General features: G+C 31.6%; 22 protein-coding genes and 1 tRNA gene. 14 read left to right on the top strand and 9 right to left on the bottom strand.

Going from position 1 to position 22004, the window contains the following annotated elements:
- The 8 genes from AAC024_RS08610 to AAC024_RS08575 all read left to right on the top strand — a co-directional run.
- Window positions 1-1145: gliding motility-associated C-terminal domain-containing protein (locus AAC024_RS08610; protein WP_339894879.1), on the top strand; the 1145-nt coding region annotated here is incomplete at its 5' end.
- A 33-nt stretch (window positions 1146-1178) separates the two neighbouring features.
- On the top strand, window positions 1179-2111 hold the full coding sequence (locus AAC024_RS08605) for a type IX secretion system membrane protein PorP/SprF (RefSeq protein ID WP_339894878.1): 933 nt from the start codon (window positions 1179-1181) through the stop codon (window positions 2109-2111).
- 12 nt (window positions 2112-2123) lie between these two features.
- Complete coding sequence (locus AAC024_RS08600; protein ID WP_339894877.1) at window positions 2124-4040, top strand: OmpA family protein; 1917 nt, start codon at window positions 2124-2126, stop codon at window positions 4038-4040.
- A gap of 194 nt (window positions 4041-4234) precedes the next feature.
- Window positions 4235-4759 (top strand): isopentenyl-diphosphate Delta-isomerase, encoded by a 525-nt coding sequence (gene idi, locus AAC024_RS08595; RefSeq protein WP_339894876.1) that lies wholly within the window; start codon window positions 4235-4237, stop codon window positions 4757-4759.
- A complete protein-coding gene (locus AAC024_RS08590; RefSeq protein ID WP_339894875.1) occupies window positions 4759-5169 on the top strand; it encodes a 6-carboxytetrahydropterin synthase in 411 nt (136 codons plus the stop codon). Before idi ends, AAC024_RS08590 begins: the two co-directional genes overlap by 1 nt.
- A 3-nt stretch (window positions 5170-5172) precedes the next feature.
- Window positions 5173-6144: a type I phosphomannose isomerase catalytic subunit gene (locus AAC024_RS08585; RefSeq protein WP_339894874.1), complete on the top strand. Its 972-nt coding sequence runs from the start codon at window positions 5173-5175 to the stop codon at window positions 6142-6144.
- A gap of 120 nt (window positions 6145-6264) precedes the next feature.
- Complete coding sequence (locus AAC024_RS08580) at window positions 6265-6534, top strand: hypothetical protein (RefSeq protein WP_339894873.1); 270 nt, start codon at window positions 6265-6267, stop codon at window positions 6532-6534.
- A gap of 49 nt (window positions 6535-6583) precedes the next feature.
- A tRNA-Thr gene (locus AAC024_RS08575) sits at window positions 6584-6657 on the top strand.
- A gap of 349 nt (window positions 6658-7006) precedes the next feature.
- Here the strand turns inward: AAC024_RS08575 and AAC024_RS08570 are convergent.
- Both AAC024_RS08570 and AAC024_RS08565 read right to left on the bottom strand, forming a co-directional pair.
- Entirely contained in the window at window positions 7007-7711 is a 705-nt protein-coding gene (locus tag AAC024_RS08570) for a DUF4369 domain-containing protein (protein ID WP_339894872.1), read from the bottom strand.
- A 576-nt stretch (window positions 7712-8287) separates the two neighbouring features.
- The gene (locus tag AAC024_RS08565) at window positions 8288-8881 is read right to left on the bottom strand and encodes an alpha-ketoglutarate-dependent dioxygenase AlkB (RefSeq protein ID WP_339894871.1); all 594 of its coding nucleotides are present in this window, start codon (window positions 8879-8881) and stop codon (window positions 8288-8290) included.
- Between the two features lie 39 nt (window positions 8882-8920).
- Here AAC024_RS08565 and AAC024_RS08560 point away from each other — a divergent pair, with 39 nt between their 5' ends.
- Window positions 8921-9586 (top strand): M15 family metallopeptidase, encoded by a 666-nt coding sequence (locus tag AAC024_RS08560; protein WP_339894870.1) that lies wholly within the window; start codon window positions 8921-8923, stop codon window positions 9584-9586.
- Window positions 9587-9644: 58 nt separating this feature from the next.
- On the opposite strand, the gene AAC024_RS08555 is transcribed toward AAC024_RS08560, so the two are convergent.
- Window positions 9645-9992 (bottom strand): DUF6249 domain-containing protein, encoded by a 348-nt coding sequence (locus AAC024_RS08555; RefSeq protein WP_339894869.1) that lies wholly within the window; start codon window positions 9990-9992, stop codon window positions 9645-9647.
- A 141-nt stretch (window positions 9993-10133) separates the two neighbouring features.
- On the opposite strand from AAC024_RS08555, the gene AAC024_RS08550 reads away from it, so the two are divergent.
- A complete protein-coding gene (locus AAC024_RS08550) occupies window positions 10134-10712 on the top strand; it encodes a sigma-70 family RNA polymerase sigma factor (protein WP_339894868.1) in 579 nt (192 codons plus the stop codon).
- Window positions 10702-11115 (top strand): hypothetical protein, encoded by a 414-nt coding sequence (locus AAC024_RS08545; RefSeq protein ID WP_339894867.1) that lies wholly within the window; start codon window positions 10702-10704, stop codon window positions 11113-11115. Before AAC024_RS08550 ends, AAC024_RS08545 begins: the two co-directional genes overlap by 11 nt.
- Window positions 11116-11133: 18 nt before the next feature.
- Here the strand turns inward: AAC024_RS08545 and AAC024_RS08540 are convergent, their stop codons facing one another.
- The 5 genes from AAC024_RS08540 to AAC024_RS08520 all read right to left on the bottom strand — a co-directional run bounded on the left by AAC024_RS08540 (window position 11134) and on the right by AAC024_RS08520 (window position 16367).
- The gene (locus AAC024_RS08540) at window positions 11134-12375 is read right to left on the bottom strand and encodes a DEAD/DEAH box helicase (RefSeq protein ID WP_339894866.1); all 1242 of its coding nucleotides are present in this window, start codon (window positions 12373-12375) and stop codon (window positions 11134-11136) included.
- Window positions 12376-12515: 140 nt separating this feature from the next.
- Entirely contained in the window at window positions 12516-13148 is a 633-nt protein-coding gene (locus AAC024_RS08535; RefSeq protein WP_339894865.1) for an MOSC domain-containing protein, read from the bottom strand.
- Window positions 13149-13978: 830 nt separating this feature from the next.
- Complete coding sequence (locus tag AAC024_RS08530) at window positions 13979-14692, bottom strand: lysophospholipid acyltransferase family protein (RefSeq protein WP_339894864.1); 714 nt, start codon at window positions 14690-14692, stop codon at window positions 13979-13981.
- Between the two features lie 187 nt (window positions 14693-14879).
- On the bottom strand, window positions 14880-15326 hold the full coding sequence (locus AAC024_RS08525) for an FKBP-type peptidyl-prolyl cis-trans isomerase (RefSeq protein WP_339894863.1): 447 nt from the start codon (window positions 15324-15326) through the stop codon (window positions 14880-14882).
- A gap of 81 nt (window positions 15327-15407) precedes the next feature.
- Window positions 15408-16367, bottom strand: a complete 960-nt coding sequence (locus AAC024_RS08520; protein ID WP_339894862.1) for a tRNA-dihydrouridine synthase family protein — start codon at window positions 16365-16367, stop codon at window positions 15408-15410.
- A 676-nt stretch (window positions 16368-17043) separates the two neighbouring features.
- Here AAC024_RS08520 and AAC024_RS08515 point away from each other — a divergent pair.
- Window positions 17044-17802, top strand: coding sequence for a DUF481 domain-containing protein (locus tag AAC024_RS08515; RefSeq protein ID WP_339894861.1), 759 nt, complete (start codon window positions 17044-17046; stop codon window positions 17800-17802).
- A gap of 437 nt (window positions 17803-18239) precedes the next feature.
- On the opposite strand, the gene htpG is transcribed toward AAC024_RS08515, so the two are convergent.
- On the bottom strand, window positions 18240-20153 hold the full coding sequence (gene htpG / locus AAC024_RS08510; protein ID WP_339894860.1) for a molecular chaperone HtpG: 1914 nt from the start codon (window positions 20151-20153) through the stop codon (window positions 18240-18242).
- Between the two features lie 278 nt (window positions 20154-20431).
- Here htpG and AAC024_RS08505 point away from each other — a divergent pair, with 278 nt between their 5' ends.
- Window positions 20432-21436 (top strand): beta-ketoacyl-ACP synthase III, encoded by a 1005-nt coding sequence (locus AAC024_RS08505; RefSeq protein WP_339894859.1) that lies wholly within the window; start codon window positions 20432-20434, stop codon window positions 21434-21436.
- A 35-nt stretch (window positions 21437-21471) separates the two neighbouring features.
- Window positions 21472-21861, top strand: coding sequence for a lipocalin family protein (locus tag AAC024_RS08500; RefSeq protein ID WP_339894858.1), 390 nt, complete (start codon window positions 21472-21474; stop codon window positions 21859-21861).
- The last annotated feature ends 143 nt before the right edge of the window (window positions 21862-22004 follow it).

Below are 22004 nucleotides of genomic sequence, written 5' to 3'. Positions count from 1 at the left end.
CATGTTTACCAATCGGCATCAATACTGTTGATACCGATGGTGATGGCTTAACAGACTGTGAGGAGACTACAGGTATCGATGATCCATCGACACCAGAAGATCCAACAACATATCCAGGACCGTTTGATGAGAATGATCCATGTTTACCAATCGGCATCAATACCGTTGATACCGATGGTGATGGCTTAACAGATTGTGAGGAGACTACAGGCATTGACGATCCGAGCACACCAGACGATCCAACAACTTTCACGGGTGGACCAACATCAGATCCAAACGATCCGTGTAGTCCAATCGGCATCAATACTACAGATACCGATGGTGATGGCTTAACAGATTGTGAGGAGACTACAGGCATTGACGATCCGAGTACACCAGACGATCCAACAACCTTTACGGGTGGACCAACATCAGATCCAACTGACCCATGTAATCCTATAACAACGGGTTGTGAAGCTATAATTGAAGTAACTAAAACAGCTGATGTTTCAGGAACTGAATTAAATAATAAAATCTTTTATACTATTGAAGTTAAAAATATTGGAGACATTGTTTTAACAGATATAACTTTAGTAGATTCATTCTTAGATGCCAATGGGAATATAATTTCTTTAACCGAAGAACCAGTGTTTGATAGTGCAGATCAAGGTAGTTTTGAAGGAACACTTCTTGTAGGTGAAACTGCTACTTATTATGCGAGTTTTAAAATTACTCAGCCAGCTATAAATGCTGGAGGAGTAAGTAACAGTGTTGTTGCAACAGCATCAACAAGATCGTCAGGGACAGTAACAGATACGAGTGATGATGGTGATGATTTAGATGGAAACGCATCTGATGATCCTACTATAACTGAACTAGGATGTTTATTAATTTTTAATGAGTTCTCTCCAAATGGAGATGGCGTTAATGATACTTTAATTATAAATTGTATTGAAAACTTTCCTAATAATAAGTTAGAGGTATATAACCGTTGGGGTAATAAAGTATATGAAAAGAGAGCATACAATAATGATTGGGATGGAACATCTAATGGTAGAGCTACAATTAACAGCTCAGAAAAGCTACCAGTAGGAACATATTATTATGTTTTAGACTTCGGAGATGGTTCCAAACCAAAAGTAGGATGGTTATACATAAACAGATAATATAAAGTAAACGACTAAAAAAAGATTAAAAAAATGATACAAAAATCATCATTCATAAAAGGTTTAATTTTAGTAGTGTTTACTGCACTATTAAGTTTTGAAACACAAGCTCAACAAGACCCGCAATACACCCAATATATGTATAACACAATGAGTGTAAATCCGGGTTATGCTGGACAAAGAAATGTGTTAAGTGCAACAGCATTGTACAGAACACAATGGGTAGGTATTGATGGAGCTCCAAAAACTATAACTTTTGGTATTCATTCACCTTTAAAAAACGAAAGAATAGGTTTAGGTTTAAATATTGTTAGCGATCAGTTAGGACCTGCAGAAGAAACGAGTATTGATGCTAATGTATCCTATACCATACCAGTCGATGAATCTGGTGATTTGGAACTGTCTTTCGGTCTTAAAGGAGGACTACATATTCTTGATACCGATTGGAGCAAAGGTCGTTTTCAAAACTCAGATAGATTATTTAACGAGAACATCGATTTAATATCACCAACTCTTGGAGCTGGTTTGTATCTGCATTCAGAAAAATGGTATTTGGGTTTATCAGTTCCTAATATTTTGAATACGGAATATTACGATGATTTTCAAGAATCAATAGCAACTGAACGTTTACACTATTTTCTAATTGGTGGCTATGTGTTTGATTTAAGTGATAATACTAAGCTAAAACCAGCATTTTTAGTAAAAGGTGTTTCAGGTGCACCATTAATTGCGGACCTATCAGTTAATGCGTTATTTAATGATAAATTCACTTTAGGTTTAGCTTATAGATGGGATGATTCTGTAAGTGGTTTAGTTGGCTTTCAAATTAATCCAGGTTTGTTTTTAGGTTATGCTTATGATGCAACTACGACTGCATTGAATAATTATAACAGTGGAACTCACGAAATTATGTTGCGATTTGAATTACAACAAATAGGTAAAATTTTATCACCAAGATTCTTCTAAAAGATTACAGATATGAAAAAAACAATATATATACTATCTATACTAAGTGCTTTGGTTTTTAACAGTTCATTTGCACAAAAAGCAAAAGCTTCAAGTGCTATAAAAAAGTATGAAAACTTATCTTATATAGAATCGAGAAATCAACTTTTAGTATTAGCAAATAAAGCAGATGCTTCTCCAGAAGTTATTGAAAAACTGGCTAATGCCTTTTATTTTAATAGTGAAATGAAAGATGCTTCGGGATGGTATAAAAAGTTAATGGATTTAAATATTCAATTGGCTCCTGAAAATTATTTTAGGTATGCTCAATCACTAAAGGCTCAAGAAAAGTATAAAGATGCTGATAAGGCATTTAAAAATTTTGCAGCTCTAAGGCCAGAAGACTCAAGAGTTAGAGAGTTTTTAAGCAAACAAGATTATGTTGAAGCTATTGATGTAATGTCTAGTGATTTTGAATTATTAAATTTAGATATCAACACAGGGTTTTCAGATTTTGGGACATCAACTTACAACGATCATTTAATTTTTGCATCATCACGAGATGTAGATGAAAAGATTTATAGTTGGAATGCACAACCATTCTTAGATTTATTTGAATTAAACGGAGATGGAACTGTTAAAGAAGTAAATGGCGCTGTAAATACCAAATACCACGAGTCTTCTACAACTTTTACAAAAGACGGCAAAACAGCGTACTTCACAAGAAACAATTTTTTCAAAGGCAAGTTCAAAAAGAATAGTGAAAACATTCATGGCTTAAAAATTTATAAAGCAACTTTGGTTGATAGTGTATGGGCAAATATTGAGTCTTTACCGTTTAATAATGATGAATATAATGTAGCGCATCCAGCACTTAGTGCCGATGGAAAAAAACTATATTTTGCTTCAGATATGTTTGGTACTCAAGGTGCATCGGATATTTTTGTAGTGGATATAAATGATGATGGAACTTATGGAGAACCCGTGAATTTAGGGGCAAAAATTAATACTGAAGGCAGAGAGAATTTTCCTTTTGTTAGTGATAAAGGCATTCTTTATTTTTCATCTGATGGCCATGTAGGTTTAGGAGGGCTTGATGTCTATAAAGTTGAAATTGATAGACTTAATGAGTCAATGACAATGATTCACAATATGGGAAAACCTATTAATAGTCCTAAAGATGATTTTGGATATATTGTTAATGAAACTACAAGAAAAGGCTATATTTCTTCTAATAGAGAAGGAGGGAAAGGGGATGATGATATCTATAGTTTTGTTATTCCAGCTTGTACTAAAGCTATTTCAGGAATTGTAATAAATAAAAGAACTCAAGACATTTTAGCTAATACAGATGTGTTTATTTATGATTCTAGTAGAAACCTACTTCAGTCTTTAAAAAGTGATGACTTTGGGAAATTTACTTTTAGCTTGGGTTGTAAAGACAGAACCTATTTAGTAGAGGCTAAAAAAGAAAAGTACAAAGATGATTTTACCGATTTCTCAATAAAATCAAATGAAAAACCTGAATTTAATTTAGAATTAAAATTAGAACCTCAAGCAGCCAAAATAGGTACAGATTTAGCGTTATTACTAAATTTGAGTCCTATTTATTTTGATTATGATAAATCGTTTATTCGCCCTGATGCTGAAATTGAATTAGCAAAAGTTATTAATTATATGAAGGAATTTCCTAATGTAAAAGTAGATGTTCGCTCTCATACAGATTCTAGAGGAAAAGATGCTTATAACTGGGCGCTGTCCAATAGAAGAAATAAATCTACTCGTGATTATATAATCACGAAAGGTGGTATTTCCTCAGAACGCTTAAGCGGACAGGGATACGGTGAAACACGATTAACTAATCGTTGTAACAATACAAACAAATTAAAATGTACAGAGGCTGAACACCAAGCCAATAGAAGAAGTGAATTTATTGTGATTGAAAATTAACATATCTAACCATCAACTTAAAAGGCATCTAAATTTATTTTAGGTGTTTTTTTATTTAAAATGAGATTTACCAAGTTGTAATTTTGTTTGTATTTTTGCTCAACTATGAAATGATAAATAACATTAAGTTGATACCAACCGATATGTTTATTGACGAATTACATCTGACCCAAATAAAAAATATAAATTAACAGATGAAAGAAGAAAAAGTTATCCTTGTAAACGAAAAGGATGAGCAAATAGGTTTGATGCCTAAGTTAGAAGCACACGAAAAGGCATTGTTGCATCGTGCTTTTTCGGTTTTTATTTTTAATGATAAAAATGAACTGATGTTGCAACAAAGAGCACTTAATAAATACCACTCTCCTGGACTTTGGACTAATACCTGCTGCAGCCATCAACGTGATGGAGAATCTAATGTTGAAGCTGGAAAAAGACGCTTAGTTGAAGAAATGGGATTTGTTGTTGATTTAATAGAATCTATTTCATTCATTTATAAAGCGCCTTTTGATAATGGTTTAACGGAACACGAATATGATCATGTTTTGTTAGGTAAATACAACACTGAACCCACTATTAATATTGATGAAGTTGCTAGCTGGAAATGGATGCCATTGGAAGAAATTAAGGTTGATATATCATTACATCCTGAGTTATACACCGAATGGTTTAAAGTTATTTTTGATAAATTCTATGAACATATAAACATCGCATCTTAATGAAAGTAACCGTTAGTAGAAAAGCACATTTTAATGCTGCCCACAGATTGTTCAGAAAAAATTGGAGTTTTGAAAAAAACGAAGAAATCTTCGGAAAATGTAATAACCCTAATTTTCATGGACATAACTATGAACTTATTCTTAGTGTTACTGGAGAAATTGACAAGGAAACAGGTTATGTAATTGATATGAAGGTATTAAAAGCTATTATCAAAAGTGAAGTTGAAGAGGCTTTTGATCATAAAAATTTAAATGTTGAAGTCCCTGAGTTTAAAGACTTAAATCCTACAGCTGAAAATATTGCGGTAATCATTTACAATAAAATCAAACCAAAGTTGGATAAAGATTTGACTTTAGAAGTTACACTTTATGAAACGCCACGCAACTTTGTAACCTATTCAGGAAATTAAAAAATGAACAAAACATTATATCCATTAAAATTCACTCCTATTTTAAAAGAAAAAATTTGGGGAGGACAAAAATTAAGAACACTGCTTAATAAAGAATCTAATCTACCAAATAGTGGTGAAAGTTGGGAAATTACAGATGTTGATGATAATACATCCATAGTTTCTAATGGGGCTTTAAAAGGGAAATCTTTAAAAGATTTATTAGAAAGTTTTGGTTCAGAATTAATCGGTATTCACAATTATAGAATTTTTAAGAATAAATTCCCGCTTCTAATTAAGTTTATAGATGCTAAAGAAGCTTTATCTATTCAGTTGCATCCTAATGATAAATTAGCTGCAGAACGTCATAATTCATTTGGAAAGACAGAAATGTGGTATGTAATGCAAGCAGATAAAGATTCAAAACTCATTGTTGGTTTTAATCAAAATGTTGATTCAGAGAAATATTTAAAACATCTTGAAGATAAAACACTTCCCGAAATTTTAAATTTTGATACCGTAAAAAAAGGAGACACCTATTTTATTGAAGTTGGTCGTTTACATGCCATTGGCGCAGGTGTTATGCTTGCAGAAATACAACAAACTAGCGATGTAACTTACCGTGTTTATGACTGGGATCGAGTTGATGATGATGGTAATGAAAGAGAACTTCATAACGATTTGGCCATTGATGCTATTGATTTTAATATGCCAGATAATTTTAGAGTTGCATACTCTAAAACAGAAAATCAATTAAATCAGATGGTAAGTTGTCCTTATTTTACAACAAGTTATTTGGAAGTAACAACAACTCTCAAAAAAGAAAATAATAAAGATTCTTTCATTATTTATATATGTGTTGAAGGCAGCGCGACAATAACTTATAATGAACATTCTGAAAATATAAAAAAAGGAGAAACCATATTGGTGCCTGCAGCCGTTGAACACTATGAAATTAATTCTAAAAAGGCTACGCTATTAGAAGTTTATGTGTAGTTAAAAATAAACTTATCAAAGTAGGCTTTGATGGATCAAATAAATTTGTCATTCCCGCGAAAGCGGGAATCTTTATATGAATTAATTACTTATTTTTGTTGAAATTTTAAAATACACAAAATGGCAAATGTTAGAGATTTAAAAAAAGATATAAATTACGTTTTAGGTGATATTATAGAAGCAGTTTACGTTTGGGAATATTCTAATACAGACAAAGACACTAAGAAAAGTGAAGCAATTATTGATGAGGCAATTGAAACTTTTGATGAATTAATAGTAAAGGTAAATGCTAAAAATGTTGAAAATGCAAAAGCACATTTTAAAGCTATCAATAGTGAGTTAGAAACAAAAGGAAGAGCTTTAATTGAGAAAATTAATAAACTAGGATAAAATTTTTAATGGAGTGCTTGCAAATATTATTTTTGCTCCCGTTAAAAACGCCGATGTAGCTCAGCTGGCTAGAGCAGCTGATTTGTAATCAGCAGGTCGTGGGTTCGAGTCCCTCCATCGGCTCTGAAATATTGAATAGCGAACAGGAAGTCAAAAAAAGGTAAAAACATGATTTTGACTTGGGACGAGAAGTTTATCCTGAGCGCAGTCGAAGGGAGTCCCTCCATCGGCTCTTAAAAAACAAAAAAGCCTTTCCGTGTGGAAAAGGCTTTTTATTTATTTATAGTAAGAGGTTTAATACATTACAAAAATTTAGAACAGAAATATAAACTACATGCATATAGCATATTATGCCTTTTTCGTTACGTAGACCTCACAGGTTTTCAAAACCTGTGAGGTCTTGGTTATCTTGAAAATTGCGAGTAGTTTATTCCTCAAAAATAATGTTTGTCATGTACTTATAATAAGAAGTTTATTTGTTTGTTTCTGTGGTTTTTATTTTATTGATAAAAGCGTTTAATTCTTTTCCATATTTGGAAGCTTTAACTTTAGGTGTTAAAGATTTATTTATGGTATCTAATAAATCGATTCTAGCGTTATAGATTTCTGTTAGTGCTAAATAAGGAGCAACTTCGCTATTCTTATTATTTAAGGCAAAATTTACAGTATATAAATATTTGCGTTTAAGTGTATTGTTACCTTCTTTTTTTAAAAGAGTAAGTTTAGCTGTGTCTCCGGCTTTTTGGGCTTCAAATTGTTCTTTAAAATTTTCTAAGTTTCTATTGTTAATTTTAGAAATAACAGTAAAATACTCTTCTAAGGTTTTTTGTTGTTCAGAGCCTTTAATGTCAACTTCAAAAGCAAAGTTTTTTAGTGTAGTATTAATTTCTGTAATGCCTTTATCAGCAAAAAATGTAATTCTATCTTTTTCAGCACTATTTTTATCAAGATATAAATAAAAAATTTCTGGACTATCTAAATCACTATGTAATTCGATATTTGAATTACCATTAACAACTAGTGAGTCTATGGTAACTAATGTAGTGTCTTCAACCTTTTTAAGATAAAGTGTTCCCTTTTTTAAGCCTTTAATATGGGCTTTTACTGTTAAATCATGTTGCTCTTTACCACAAGCAATTATAAATAAAGCTAATAACAGAAATGATATTTTTTTCATAAATTTTTAAAATCGTTTTAAAAGAAGCACAAATATCAAACAATTAAATGTGAATTACTAGTTGCTTATACTATTTTACTTTGGAATTAATGTGTTAAATAAATCACAAAAATATTATTGTGATTTAATTTTGGCACAAAAATTGTTATATATTAATCATAATTACATTCGTTATAAAAGTTTATTGAGTGGTTACTTTAAGCTTAAGAATTGTAATTCATATTTTGGTTGGTTAGTTAGTAAAAAAGCATTCTATTTTAGGATGCTTTTTTTATGCTGTTTAGATCATATTTTATGAATAGATACTAGTTAATATTATGCATTTCATCGATAATATCGATTAAGTCATCTATAAATGTTAAAATTTAATGTATTTCATCGATTTTAAATGTATTTAGTCGTTTAAATATGTTTGATAAGTATATATTTGGAGTGTACTAAATAACACACTTTTTAGTTCAATGGATTAATTAATTAATATTTGCATTATGTTGTTAAACAAGGAAACCCCAAATCTAGCATCATAATATAAAAAGCAAATTGAAAGAAAACCGAGTTTGAGGGAACTCGGTTTTTTTATGCAATAATTCGAAATGTTAAATTAATTCGTTTTCCTATATTTTTTTTAGTTTTTGGTATTTGATGCAACCAATTAGTTTGAGTTTCCCCTTGCATTAATAAAAGACTTCCATGTTGTAAAATAAGTTTTGTTTTAAGTGCTTTATCCGTTTTATTTTTAAGATGAAAGACTCTTTGGGCTCCTAGCGATACTGAAGCTATAATTGGATTTTCCCCAAGTTCTTTTTCATTATCTGAGTGCCACCCGTTACTATCGTTGCCATCTCGATATAGATTTGCTAAACAACTGGTGAATTTAATGTTCAGTTCAGTTTCAATTTCATTCTTTATTTTTAATAAACCACCTTCAAATGCATTTGGTAACATTACAATATTACTGTACTTATAGGTGTTTTCATTATTAGCATAAAAAGCTGTTAAGCGTGGTTGTAAGTGTGTTTTTCCAAAAACCGTTATAGTGTCTTGTTTCCATTTGATATATTTCAATAAGTTCGTGAAATAATTATCTGCGTCATTTATGTTAAAGAAATTGGGATAGTATGTTACTTCTGCATCTTTTAGATTTAAATTTATAGGACTTTGGAAAAGCATATTCTTTTATTTTCTAAATTAGCGTAATTCAAAATTAAAATGAAGTATACTTTAACTTTTTTAATCTGTCTGGTTTTTTCTAATTTTTACGCTCAACTTCCAAAGGGTTTTGTATATGTTGAAGATATTATTCCTGATTTAGATGTAGAGCTTCGCTATTTTACTCCAAACAACTTTGTAGGTACACCTATTGAGGGGTATCATTCTAATAAGCTCATATTAACTATAGAATCTGCTAGGGCTTTAAAACTGGTTCATGAAGCATTACAAGAGCAAAATCTATGTTTAAAAGTGTATGATGGTTATAGACCTCAAGAAGCTGTAAATCACTTTATAAAGTGGGCTAGAGATTTGAATGATACTATTAATAAACAAAAGTTTTATCCTAACGTTAAAAAGAGAAATCTTTTTAAAGAGGAGTATATAGCTACTAGATCTGGGCATAGCAGGGGAAGCACAATAGATTTAACTATTATTGATGGTAATACAAGCATTCCATTAGATATGGGAAGTGCTTATGATTTTTTCGGTGAAGAATCTTGGGTTACTAATGAAAATATTACTGAGAAGCAAAAGGCGAATAGGCTATTGCTTCAAACTTTTATGTTGAAATTTGGGTTTAGAAATTACCCTAAGGAATGGTGGCATTTTACACTTCATGGAGAACCATTTCGAGATACTTATTTTGATTTTACTGTAAAATAAAAAACTGCCTTCATCGAGAAAGCAGTTTTAATTAGTTTGATTGATTTGTAGTTTGTGCTTATTCTTTATCTAAATTTTTAGTCATATTAAAACCTATAAATAAACCAATACCAGCCATTAGAAAAATAGTTGCAGGATAGACTGCATCTTCATCTAGAGTTGTATAGTGATCTAATATTGAAGCTAAAAATACGCCTACACCAATACCCATTAAGAGTAAGGCTAGATTTAAAATAAGTACTTTCCAAATTGGTGCTGTGTGCCCTTTTCCTTTTACAAAAATACTAGCATCGGCTCCTTTTTCTATAAGCGCTAAACGCTCTTTATTTCTTGTAGAAAAATACAAATAAAACACGCCGAAAATTGCACCAAATATAATTGGTATAATGATTAATTCTGATCCCATAATTGTTTGTTTTTAATTGATTATTTTTAATGTGTACATAGCTTATGACGACACACTTTTAATATTGGTTACACTTTTAGTTAATTATTTTTTTAAAATTTATTGTAACCTTATAAGTTATTTAGTCGTCTTACTTTCAAAATGACCATCGACGACCAACACTATATTAACTTAATTATTAATGGGGACACAAATGCGTTTGCAATATTGGTAGACCGTTATAAGGATTTAGTATATACATTAACATTACGAATGTTGAAGAATAGGGAAGAAGCCGAAGATGTGTCTCAAGACACCTTTATAAAAGCCTATAAATCTATGGGCCGATTTAAAGGCGATTCAAAATTTTCAACATGGATTTATAGAATAGCCTACAATACAAGTTTAGATCGATTAAAAAAGAATAGAAAGCATTTTAATGATGTTGCTATTGATGAATTTACTGAACATCAAGTAAAAACTATGGATAATGCTTTAAGTCAATTAGAAAATGAAGAGCGTAATCAAGCTATTCAGAAATGTTTAGCACAATTGCCAAGTGACGATGCTTTTATGTTAACTTTATATTACTTTGAAGACCAATCTTTAGATGAGATTTCAAAAGTTATTGGATTAACTCCTAATAATGTAAAAGTGAAATTATTTAGAAGCAGGAAGAAATTGGCAACTATTATGAAGGCGCAGTTAGAACCAGAAATTATTGAAAATTATGGAAGATAAAGAAACTAAATATCTAGATGATTTATCTAGAAAAGTTATAACGAAAACTACAATTGAAAGTCCTTCTTTTAATTTTACCGATTCCGTAATGTCTAGAGTTAATGCCTTGCAAGAAAGTAAAGCAACGGTTTATAAACCACTTATTTCCAAAACCTCATGGATTTTAATTGGTTTTGGTATTTTGTCATTAGTATTCTATATTTTATTTTTTGGAACCAAAATAGAAACTTCAAATTGGATACAGTCTATGGATTTTAGGATGCTTTCAAATATAAATTTGGATATTTTACCAAGTTTAACACTTTCTAAATCGTTTACGTATGCGGTTCTGTTTTTCGGATTGATGATTTGCATACAAATACCCTTACTTAAAAAACATTTCGATAAACGATTTGAAATTTAGACTTTTAACTTCAGGCTTTTAGTACCAACGTTTCTTTTTCTTTTTAGAAGCTTCGCTTTTGCGTCCTTTTCTATGTTTGCTCCCTGTTTTTTTAGACTTGTGAATAATGGGTTTTGCTTTAGGGTCTAAAGGGTATGGATGGTCTCCTATAACATCCAATTGTATTTGAATGAGTTGTTGGATGGTTTTTATATAATCTTTTTCATCAGCAGAACAAAGAGAATATGCCATTCCGGTATTTCCTGCTCTGGCGGTTCTTCCAATTCTATGTACATAGGTTTCGGGTACGTTAGGTAAATCAAAATTTACTACAGCATCCAAATCATTAATGTCTATACCACGAGCAGCCACATCTGTAGCAATTAAAATATTTGCTTCGCCTTTTTTAAATCTGGTTAAGGCGTCTTGCCTTCCTGTCTGACTTTTATCACCATGAATACTATCTACTTTATATCCATTGTTTAACAGTGTTTTTTCCAATTTATCAACTCCAAACTTTGTGCGTCTGAAAATGATAATATTGCCTTTAATTGTATGTCGCAATAAGTGTAAACACAATTCAATTTTATTTTTTTTAGGAACAAAATATAATAACTGAGCAACATTTTTTGATGTAGAAGAATTTTGAGCCACTTCAACACGCTCAGGTGTTTTTAAGATAGAATTAGCTAATTGCTCTACTTTATGAGGAATCGTTGCTGAAAACAAAAGAATCTGTTTTTCTCTAGTACATAAACGTTCAATCTTTCTTACATCATCAATAAAACCCATATCTAGCATTAAATCGGCTTCATCTAAAACTAAAGTTTCTACATAATCTAAATTGACCATATCTTGTTTATGTAAATCCAATAAACGGCCAGGTGTTGCAATAAGAATATCAACGCCTTTTTTCAATACATCTTTTTGTGGTTCTATAGATGCGCCACCAAAAATAACCGTAGTTCTTAGATTAGTATAAGAACTATATGTTTTAAAATTTTCTTCAATTTGAATTGCTAATTCTCTGGTAGGGCTTACAATTAAAGCTTTAATTGTTTTTCCTTTTTTTGGAGCATCTTGTTGATTTATTAACGATTGTAAAATAGGCAGTGCAAAAGCAGCCGTTTTTCCTGTTCCAGTTTGTGCAGAAACAATCACATCTTTTTTGTCTAAAACAAGAGGAATGGTTTTTTCTTGAACTAAAGTTGGGTTGTCATATCCAGCTTCTGCAACAGCGCGTAAAATGGGTTTACTTATTTTTAAATCTTTAAAAGACATCTATAGTTTAATTTGCCACAAAGATATGATAAACAAGTTCAAAGGGATATTAAAAATAGAACAGCTATTAGTTTTAACTCTTACTTTTTGTTTTATTCGTGCATTAGTAGCAAAAAAAGTATGAGTTTAAACTATAACTGCTATAAAAAAGATTTCAGTTTATCTCTTTTTCGTTTTGGTAAAGCTTTATTATCCATAATTAATTTAATATGGTCTGCGTTTTTTTCTTTGCTATAAAGCAAATCAAAAAACTGCCATGTACTAATGCTATTTTTAGCTTTTTCTACCAACTTCAAAGTATCGCCAGTTTTAACAAATCCTGTTTCCAAAACGCGAACATAAGTTCCAGGGAAACCATGGTCAATAAATTGTTTTAATACTTCTTGGGTGCCAAATTTCATTCCAAACTTAAAGCACGGTTCTCTGGGTTGTGTAACTTGAACAAGTGCTGAACCTATTTTATAAATATCACCTATATAAATGTCCTTTTCATTTAAACCAAAAATAGTCAGGTTCTCACCAAACATGCCCAATTCCCAATCTAGATTTGGATATAAACGCTGCCAATACTCATATTGATCTTCTGAAAATAAATAACAAGCTTTAAACTCACCACCGTGATGCTTTCTGTCTGATACTTCATCATTTTTAACGATTTGATTTCCTAATAATATAGGTTGATTTACAGGCTTTTTGTAGATGCCTGTTTTGACTTCTTTGCCATTCCAAATAATGGTGGTTGGTTTTGCTATGTTTGTTGAGGTGATAATCAAATGGTTCGTTTAACGTTTATGTGATCGAGTAGACAAGGGGAGTTTCACCCCAAGCCTCTCACAGAACCGTACGTGATACTCTCGCATCATACGGCTCTTCTAAAATGTTCGACATATAGGTTCATCCTCCTAAAAGTTGACCAAACATAAAACATTCTAGCTAACCCTTCGCTCCATTTCTATTACAGAAATTTCATCACTACTACGAGTTAGTCTGCCTCTACATAACACTTCGATATTCTGCCTCTAAGTTGTTCTTATTGTGCATTTCTCTTAGCATTGTTATGTAGTTTCCCAAGTTCCGTAAATAAGCCTAAATAAAGTTCCCCGCATCAAGTGCAGGCTATGCCATCTGAATGACGCCAGCCTTACAGAACATAAATAGGTTACTTCTGTAATTAATGTTTTCGCAAACACTACTTTTCACTCCGCATCATACTTCGTAGCTTTTGACTGAATGTAGCAACTTCTCGACACCTCACGGGTGGTTCACTTTCGTTCAACTCTTTTATTCACACCTGCACCTCTTGGATTAGATCCTCCTAAACGCTCAGTACCAAGATTATTAATCAAAGCACCTTTAGGCGGTTTGAAGCCATCGCCTATACAACGACTTCGATGGACCTACCATCATCTTATTTACAGCATTCAGTCAATTTATTGCTGTGACTGATTCTTGGCACACTATGGAAAGTTGCGTTGGCATGAACTAAGTTAGCAAAATAAAACGAACCAGAGGAAAATCCGTAGGATTTTCCGAGTACACACAGACCAAGCAATTTACTATACACGTCTTTGTTGGCAACTGGCTTTGGTCCTAAAATAAAACATCATTTCAGTCCATTTTTTTTTGCTACTATTAATAATTTTTTAATAATTTCATTTCTATCTTTGTAAAGACATTCTTTGGTTGATATCTTATCCAACAATTTTACTTTTATATCACCAGATTTTGCATATAATGAACCATAAGGCAAGAGTTCAAAAGTTCCTTCTATAATAAATGGAACAATATCTGCCTGTGCATTAATGGCCATTACAACTGGTCCTTTTTTATATTCATTTAAGATGCCGTTTTTTGATCTTTTACCTTCTATAGACATGGAAATATTTCCACCAGATTTAAGAAAATTATTTGTTTTATTTAAAGTGTTTTTTGCCTGATTTGACCATTGTCTAACAATAACATAATTTGTTAGAAGATAAAACCAACCTAGCACTGGGTATAATCCCATTTCTATGTTAATAATTCCCAAGGTCTTACGCGTTGGAATCATAGGAACAACCATGGAATCTAGGAAGCTGTATTGATTTAAAAGGATAAAAACTGTATTCCTAGCCTCTTTGAGTTTATTATCGGAATATTCGAATTGGACATTAATATTAAATAATTTGAAATATAAATCAAGATATTTAGTAAATACCTTTTTAGAAATCCATTTACTAAAAAACCTAGCAATTGTCGCAACAATTAAATATATCAATCCAATAAATATAATAAGAAAGGTCTTGATAATATACAAAATAAAATGGATTATTTTCATTTCTTGATTTTCGGTTTTTCAGCTTGTTGCCAATGCAAAAATAAAGTTCCGTTTCAATGAACTTTATTGATTGTTAAAACGAAGTTAGCTAATTTTTCTGGCAAAGTCAAGTTGCAATTCAAACAAAAAACCACTCCGTTTTCACAAAGTGGTTTTGAATATCATTCACTAAATTTGTTCAGATTTTTTAATTCACTGAAATAAGTTCAATATCAAAAACAAGTACGGCGCCACCCGGAATAGAACTTCTACCATTGTTGCCATACCCTAAACTAGAAGGTATTAAAAGTATGCCACTTCCACCTTCTTTAAAATAGGTAATACCTTCCGTCCAGCCTTTAATTACGTTTCTTAGGTTGGTACTAAAAGTAGGGTTTTCGTCAAAAACTGAACCATTGGTAAAATACCCTTTGTAAGCAACAGTAACATTATCTGTAGATGTTGGTTGTGAACCAGTTCCAGGAGTATCAATAACATAATACAATCCAGAACTGCTTTTTTGTGCGGTTAAATTATTATCGGTAATATATTTTTGAATTTCTTGATCGTTTTCTGCTGTATAATCTTTGGTTGCATCGTCAGAACCACAAGCTGTAAATAAAACGAGCGCAAAAGCAATTACTATGTTTTTCATAATCTTAATTTTTGAGCAAATATAGTAGAATAAATTTGACTAGATTATGTTTTTTTAAGATGAAAATGAGCTTGAAAACAATCAGCTATTTAGTTTACGTTCGTTATAAAAAATAGTACTCACCGCTTGTTTGTATTTAAGCGGATTACTAGCTTTTTTTATAGCTTTATATGTTTTTTGAGGATTAGAATATGACTGCGAAAAGAATTCCCAGAAACCTAACATTTTCATTTTTATAGGCGTAGGCCCAGAAAGATAGTTGTCATATTGTGTGTAAATGGTATTATGGAATGATTCAAAAATATCCCAGCGGTTTTTAGGATATTCTGTTGTGTCATTTTTTATCATTTGTGGTAGAAACGGATCAGTAATTAAACCGCGACCAATCATAAAATGGTCTAAAGTAGGGAAACGTTTTTGCATACTTTTAAAGGTAGCGACACTTGTAATGTCTCCATTATAATATAATTTGTGTTTGGTACTTGTAATACAGCGTTCAAAAGCATCAAGATCTACGGAGCCTTTATAAAGTTGTTTTCCTATTCTGGCATGAATAGCAATGTTTTTTAGTGGGTATTCGTCTAAAATAGGGAAAACATCTAAAATTTCTTCGGCATTATCATAACCCATGCGCATTTTCATGGATACCAAAATATCAGTTTCGTTGTGTGCGCGTTCTAAAATGTTATTGATTTTTGTAGGATTACAAATTAAACCCGAACCCATACCAGATTTTGCAACCATAGGATATGGGCAGCCTAAATTCCAGTTTAATTCATTATAACCTAAGCTTTGTACATACTTAGCAACAAACAAAAATTCCTCGGCATCGTTTGTTATAATTTGTGGAATAACCTCTAAAGTGCTGTTGTTTTCTTGTAGTAAATCGTTTTGATATGAGGTTTTAATTTTAAACTTGCCATTAAGCCTAATATAAGGTGAATAAAAGGTGTCGATACCGCCAAAATAGTGATGGAATGCATTGCGGAATCTAAAATCTGTAAACCCCTGTAATGGTGAAGAAAGTAATGTGAAAGTCATCTATAATTTATGTGGCGTAAAGATAGGGATATCTTTTTTTGAATGGCAGAAAGTTTCGGGAGTGTTAAGAGGTGTTTTTTTGAATGTTCGTTTAACCGTTTGTGTATAGTTAGTTGCGTGTGTAAGTAACTAATGGAGCAAATAAAAATCGAATAGAAAATCGGCAAGGATTTTTGTGTTTAGGCGAGGATCTAGTAATTAAATTTATAAGGTCTTGTGCTTAGGCTTTTTTCATTCAGTTATATTCCAATGTGATTTACCAGCTATTTGTGTTCTGCGATTTCAGTTTCATTCTTTTATACTCGCTTCAAAATTATATTCAACACACAAAGTAAGTTTAAACCAAGAAAAAAGCTAAACTTTTAATATTTTTGCAAATTAATTAGTGTCTGGACGGAAACAGACGATTTTTATAATTTGAATTATTTTTGATGTCATTTTTGTTTAGTTTTTATGAGTTGATACCTTAGTATCAAGCGATTAAAAATAAACTGATAGGGCGCAAAAAGAAACAAATTTAATTTTGCTGTGTTTCCGTTCAGACACTAATTACCTAGTGATGTACTTGTGTCTTGAACCTAGACCGCATAAAATATTTAATAAACATACAGTTTGTAATTCAAAATTAAAGTATATCCAGACATCTTATAAAAAAGTAATTTTATAGTGAAATAGAATGAAAAATTTATTGTGTTACCTCTTGTTTTTCCCCATCTTTCTTTCAGCCCAAATCAACGAAAGTGATACGCTAAGCTTAAAAGCAAGTATTTCTTTAACTGGATTCTATCAAGGCGGAAATGTAGAAACTTTGATTTTTAGAGCAAAATCAGATTTGAGTTTTAAACCTTGGAAGAAATGGGTTTTTAAAAACCAAAACTCCTATGTTTTTCAAGAGTTTGGCAAGGAAAAGGCAGATGAAGATATATTAAGTCTTAACTTTTTATATCTTAATCCTGAGAGAAAAATATATCCGTTTGTATTGGGTTTTGTTAGCACTAATTTTCGAAGAGAGATTGATTTGCGCTATCTGTTAGGCGCAGGAGCCACTTTTCAAATTCTGAACAAAAAAAAGGATTGGCTCAAATTGTCGATTTCAAGTGAATATGAACAGACTAATTTTTCCAAAACTAACTTTAACTATTCAGAGTATGATGGAAACCAATCTATCAATACGTTTCGAGGTACCATGTGGGTAAACGGCAAATATCATGTGTTTAAAGGGAAAGTAATTCTAAATCATGAAATTTATTTTCAGCCTTCTCTTGAGCAAGGTAATAATTTTCGTTGGCAAGCAGATGTTGGTTTAGAACTACCCATTTGGAAGTATTTAAACTTTAAAATAAATTACCGACATACATATGAAAGTATTGTGATAGAAAACCAAAAACAAGAAGATAAATTTTTGACTTTCGGTTTTACTCTAAAAAGCTATTGACTAGGTTAACGAAGCTAACCTCAATATATTTTTGCAACATTCAAATGGTCTTGTCGAGCTTACGCTTAATGCAAAGATAAAGTTCTGTTTCAATGAATTTTTTTAGTTGTTATACGGATTTAGCTGATTTTTTTGGCAAAGTCAAGTTCCAATTTAAACAAAAAACCACTCTGCTTATGCGAAGTGGTTTTGAGTTTATGAACTCATTTAAACTTTTTGGATTAAAGCGAAAATTAGTCATTTTGTGACTATTTGAAGGTTTTTTTAAGTTGCAGAGCATCGCTACAGAACGAAAAAAAGACAAAAAAGAGGTGCAAAAGGGCAATTTTTTAGCTAATTGAAAATGTTTAAATGAGTTCTATAATAGTTCCGCGGAAGCGAAAATGTTTATAGCTTTAATTTATGAGATTCCCTCCTTCGAGGAATGACAAAATATCTTATTTAATCATCTCGTAACTACGTTTAATAAAATTGGTTAATTCTTCACCTTTCAATAATCCTTGAGATAAACGTGCTAAATCTAAACTTTGCGTAATTAAACGTTCTTGTTTCTTTTTGGTTTTGGTACCAAGAATTTCACCAACCAATTCAGAGTTTGTATTTACTACTAGGTTGTACATTTCTGGCATGCTTCCAAACATATTCATACCGCCACCGCCACCATTGGCTTGCATTTCTTTCATTCTACGCATAAATTCTGGTTGCGTTATGGTAAATGGTGATTCGTTACTGTCCATAGCTTCTAATTGTACCATGAATTTATCAGAAGGAATAACTTCTTTTAATAGTTCATCTAAAGCTTTGGTTTGATCTTCATCTAATTTAGAAATTGCTGTTTCATCTTTCTTAATTAAATTGTTAATGTGGTCGCCATCAACACGAGCAAACGTAATGTTTTCTTTAGTGCTTTCTAGCTTCTGAATTAAATGCGATACAATTGGAGAATCTAACAATAAAACTTCGTAATTTTTAGCTTTAGCTGATTCAATATAGCTGTGTTGCGCTTCTTTATCAGAGGTGTAAAGAATCACTAATTTGCCATCTTTGTCTGTTTGATTCGCTTTTATTTTATTGAATAATTCTTCATACGTATAATAAGTTCCATCAACGGTTGGGTATAAAGCAAATGCATCTGATTTTTCAAAGAATTTTTCTTCAGAAAGCATTCCGTATTCAATTACAATTTTAATATCGTTCCATTTGGCTTCAAAATCCTCACGGTTATTATTGAATAACGATTTTAATTTATCGGCAACTTTTCTGGTGATGTAAGACGAAATCTTTTTAACAGCACCATCGGCTTGTAAATAAGAACGCGATACGTTTAATGGAATATCTGGTGAGTCAATAACACCACGAAGCATAGTTAAAAATTCTGGAACAATACCTTCAACATTATCAGTTACATAAACTTGGTTTTGATACAGTTGAATTTTATCTTTTTGAATTTGCATATCGTTCGACATTTTTGGGAAATATAAAATCCCTGTCAAATTGAACGGATAATCTACGTTTAAGTGAATATTGAATAACGGCTCTTCAAATTGCATTGGGTACAATTCTCTGTAAAAGCTGCTGTAATCCTCATCTTTTAAATCAGCCGGTTGTTTTGTCCATGCTGGATTTGGGTTATTGATGATGTTATCAACAGTTATTTGCTTATGCGGTTCAGTAGTTTCTTTACCGTCTTTATCTTTTGTTGTTTTTGGTTCGTGCTCAGGATCGTTTATTTCTTTAGTTCCAAACTTAATAGATACTGGCATGAATTTGTTGTACTTTAATAACAACTCACTAATTCTACTTTCTTCTAAAAATTCAGTTGAATCTTCAGCAATATGAAGAATAATTTCTGAACCTCTTTCTGTTTTATCAGAAGGTTCTAATGTAAATTCTGGAGATCCATCACAAGTCCAATGTGCAGCTGGTTCATCTTTAAAAGATTTAGTGATGATTTCAACTTTTTCAGCAACCATAAATGCTGAATAGAAACCAAGACCAAAATGACCGATAATTCCTGAATCTGTAGCAGAATCTTTATATTTATCTAAAAACTCTTCAGCTCCAGAAAAAGCGATCTGGTTGATGTATTTTTCAACTTCTTCGGCTGTCATACCTAAACCTTGGTCAATAATATGAAGTTTTTTACCTTCCTTATCAATTTTAACTTCAATCTGTGGGTTACCATATTCAACTTTGGTATCACCAACATGAGTTAGGTGTTTAAGCTTTAATGTGGCGTCTGTAGCGTTACTAATTAGCTCACGTAAAAATATTTCGTGGTCGCTGTACAAGAATTTTTTAATGAGTGGGAAGATGTTTTCTACCGATACATTAATGTTTCCTTTTGTCATGAGTGTGTATTTGTTTTTCTTTTCCGCGAAGGCGGAAAACTGATTAATTTTATTTTCAATTTATTAAAACTATATAGTCAACAAAAATGCCAATTGATGAAATATGACAAACTGACATTAAGATTTACGATTGTTGCATAACGATTTTTGATTTTTGAAATGAATTTCTGAAATTAGGATTTTTATAATTTTGGATTTTGATAGTATTATTTTGTACTTTGGTTATTCTAATAAATAGATTTCCGACTTCTCGGAAATAAAAAAATATGTTTATTATTATGTATAATTCAAAAATAATAGGACTAGGCAAATACGTTCCTGACCATGTGGTGACTAATGATGATTTATCTAAAATGATGGACACCAGCGATGAATGGATTCAAGAACGTACAGGGATTCAAGAACGTAGATGGATTCCAGAAGGGTCTGATGATACATCGGCAGTAATGGGAGCCAAAGCAGCACGAATTGCCATTGAACGTTCTGGTTTAACTAAGGATGATATCGATTTTATTGTCTTCGCAACACTGAGCCCAGATTATTATTTCCCTGGTTGCGGTGTGCAAATTCAAGACCTGTTAGATATGCCAACTATTGGAGCTTTAGATGTTAGAAATCAATGCTCTGGTTTTGTGTATGCTATATCCGTAGCAGATCAATTTATAAAAACTGGGATGTACAAAAATATTCTTGTAATTGGTGCTGAATATCATAGTAACGGATTGGATAAATCTACCCGAGGTAGAGGTGTAACAGTTATTTTTGGAGATGGAGCAGGAGCCTGTATTTTATCAAGAGAAGAAGATACAACAAAAGGAATCTTATCAACACATTTACATAGTGAGGGTAAATACGCCGATAAATTGATTGTAGAAGGGCCAAGTATTGCGCATTGGGTTCCAGAAATTATGGCATCAAAGGAAGAAGACATATCGTACTTCCCATACATGGATGGTACCTTTGTTTTCAAACATGCTGTAGTGCGTTTTAGCGAGGTGATTATGGAAGGTTTAATGAAAAATGGCTTGCAGAAAGATGATATAGACATGCTAATCCCTCATCAAGCAAACCTCAGAATAGCACAATTTATTCAGAGAAAGTTTGGGTTGCGAGACGACCAAGTCTTTAATAATATCATGAAGTATGGTAACACCACTGCTGCATCAATAATTATTGCACTTACCGAAGCATGGGAAGAAGGCAAAATAAACCCAGGAGATAATGTAGTGTTAGCGGCTTTTGGTAGCGGCTTTACTTGGGGAAGTGTCATTATTAAATGGTAATAAGTCCGTAAATGTAGTTCGTTTAATGACAGGTTATGAAAAAGTTCATTTATATACTTTCAGTTTTTATGATTTTGAGCTGTAACTCATTCTCAAAAAACAAAGAAATTGCTGGTAAATGGGAAATGGCTGAATTCAAACCATTAAACCTAGATGTAAATACAGAAATACCCGAGGAAGGAAAAGAGATAGTTCTATCAACAATTTATATTTTCAATAATGATAGTATTGTTATTATTAACAGTAATTTTCACGACAATATAAAAGGGACTTATTATATAGGTAATGATTCTTTAATATTAAGCTATACAGTTTTTGATAAAAAATTATTTGAGAGATACAAAATTTTAGAAATCAATTCAAACAAAATGGTTTTAGAACAAAGTTTTGATGACTTTGGAGATTTTAATTTTTTTTTTGGATAAAATTCAACAGTAGTTATATATAATTACTAATACACACTATCAGTATAGTTTAAGAGAAAATGTAAAAGCGTGAATGTCATTTATAAGTTAGTATTTTAAAACAAAAAACCCAAAACTTTTAAGTTTCGGGTTTTTCTAGCTAT

The sequence above is a fragment of the uncultured Algibacter sp. genome (genome assembly GCF_963976535.1).
GTDB lineage: Bacteria > Bacteroidota > Bacteroidia > Flavobacteriales > Flavobacteriaceae > Algibacter_B.
This window is presented reverse-complemented; position numbering and strand designations above follow the sequence as displayed.

Bases quoted from the DNA above. Each gene is read 5' to 3' on its own strand.
- htpG (WP_339894860.1), bottom strand. From the start codon at position 20,153: ATGACAAAAGGAAACATTAATGTATCGGTAGAAAACATCTTCCCACTC.
- idi (WP_339894876.1), top strand. From the start codon at position 4,235: ATGAAAGAAGAAAAAGTTATCCTTGTAAACGAAAAGGATGAGCAAATA.
- AAC024_RS08540 (WP_339894866.1), bottom strand. From the start codon at position 12,375: ATGTCTTTTAAAGATTTAAAAATAAGTAAACCCATTTTACGCGCTGTT.
- AAC024_RS08545 (WP_339894867.1), top strand. From the start codon at position 10,702: ATGGAAGATAAAGAAACTAAATATCTAGATGATTTATCTAGAAAAGTT.
- AAC024_RS08555 (WP_339894869.1), bottom strand. From the start codon at position 9,992: ATGGGATCAGAATTAATCATTATACCAATTATATTTGGTGCAATTTTC.
- AAC024_RS08590 (WP_339894875.1), top strand. From the start codon at position 4,759: ATGAAAGTAACCGTTAGTAGAAAAGCACATTTTAATGCTGCCCACAGA.
- AAC024_RS08500 (WP_339894858.1), top strand. From the start codon at position 21,472: ATGAAAAAGTTCATTTATATACTTTCAGTTTTTATGATTTTGAGCTGT.
- AAC024_RS08515 (WP_339894861.1), top strand. From the start codon at position 17,044: ATGAAAAATTTATTGTGTTACCTCTTGTTTTTCCCCATCTTTCTTTCA.
- AAC024_RS08550 (WP_339894868.1), top strand. From the start codon at position 10,134: ATGACCATCGACGACCAACACTATATTAACTTAATTATTAATGGGGAC.
- AAC024_RS08605 (WP_339894878.1), top strand. From the start codon at position 1,179: ATGATACAAAAATCATCATTCATAAAAGGTTTAATTTTAGTAGTGTTT.
- AAC024_RS08505 (WP_339894859.1), top strand. From the start codon at position 20,432: ATGTATAATTCAAAAATAATAGGACTAGGCAAATACGTTCCTGACCAT.
- AAC024_RS08585 (WP_339894874.1), top strand. From the start codon at position 5,173: ATGAACAAAACATTATATCCATTAAAATTCACTCCTATTTTAAAAGAA.
- AAC024_RS08565 (WP_339894871.1), bottom strand. From the start codon at position 8,881: ATGCTTTTCCAAAGTCCTATAAATTTAAATCTAAAAGATGCAGAAGTA.
- AAC024_RS08580 (WP_339894873.1), top strand. From the start codon at position 6,265: ATGGCAAATGTTAGAGATTTAAAAAAAGATATAAATTACGTTTTAGGT.
- AAC024_RS08570 (WP_339894872.1), bottom strand. From the start codon at position 7,711: ATGAAAAAAATATCATTTCTGTTATTAGCTTTATTTATAATTGCTTGT.
- AAC024_RS08520 (WP_339894862.1), bottom strand. From the start codon at position 16,367: ATGACTTTCACATTACTTTCTTCACCATTACAGGGGTTTACAGATTTT.
- AAC024_RS08530 (WP_339894864.1), bottom strand. From the start codon at position 14,692: ATGAAAATAATCCATTTTATTTTGTATATTATCAAGACCTTTCTTATT.
- AAC024_RS08560 (WP_339894870.1), top strand. From the start codon at position 8,921: ATGAAGTATACTTTAACTTTTTTAATCTGTCTGGTTTTTTCTAATTTT.
- AAC024_RS08525 (WP_339894863.1), bottom strand. From the start codon at position 15,326: ATGAAAAACATAGTAATTGCTTTTGCGCTCGTTTTATTTACAGCTTGT.
- AAC024_RS08600 (WP_339894877.1), top strand. From the start codon at position 2,124: ATGAAAAAAACAATATATATACTATCTATACTAAGTGCTTTGGTTTTT.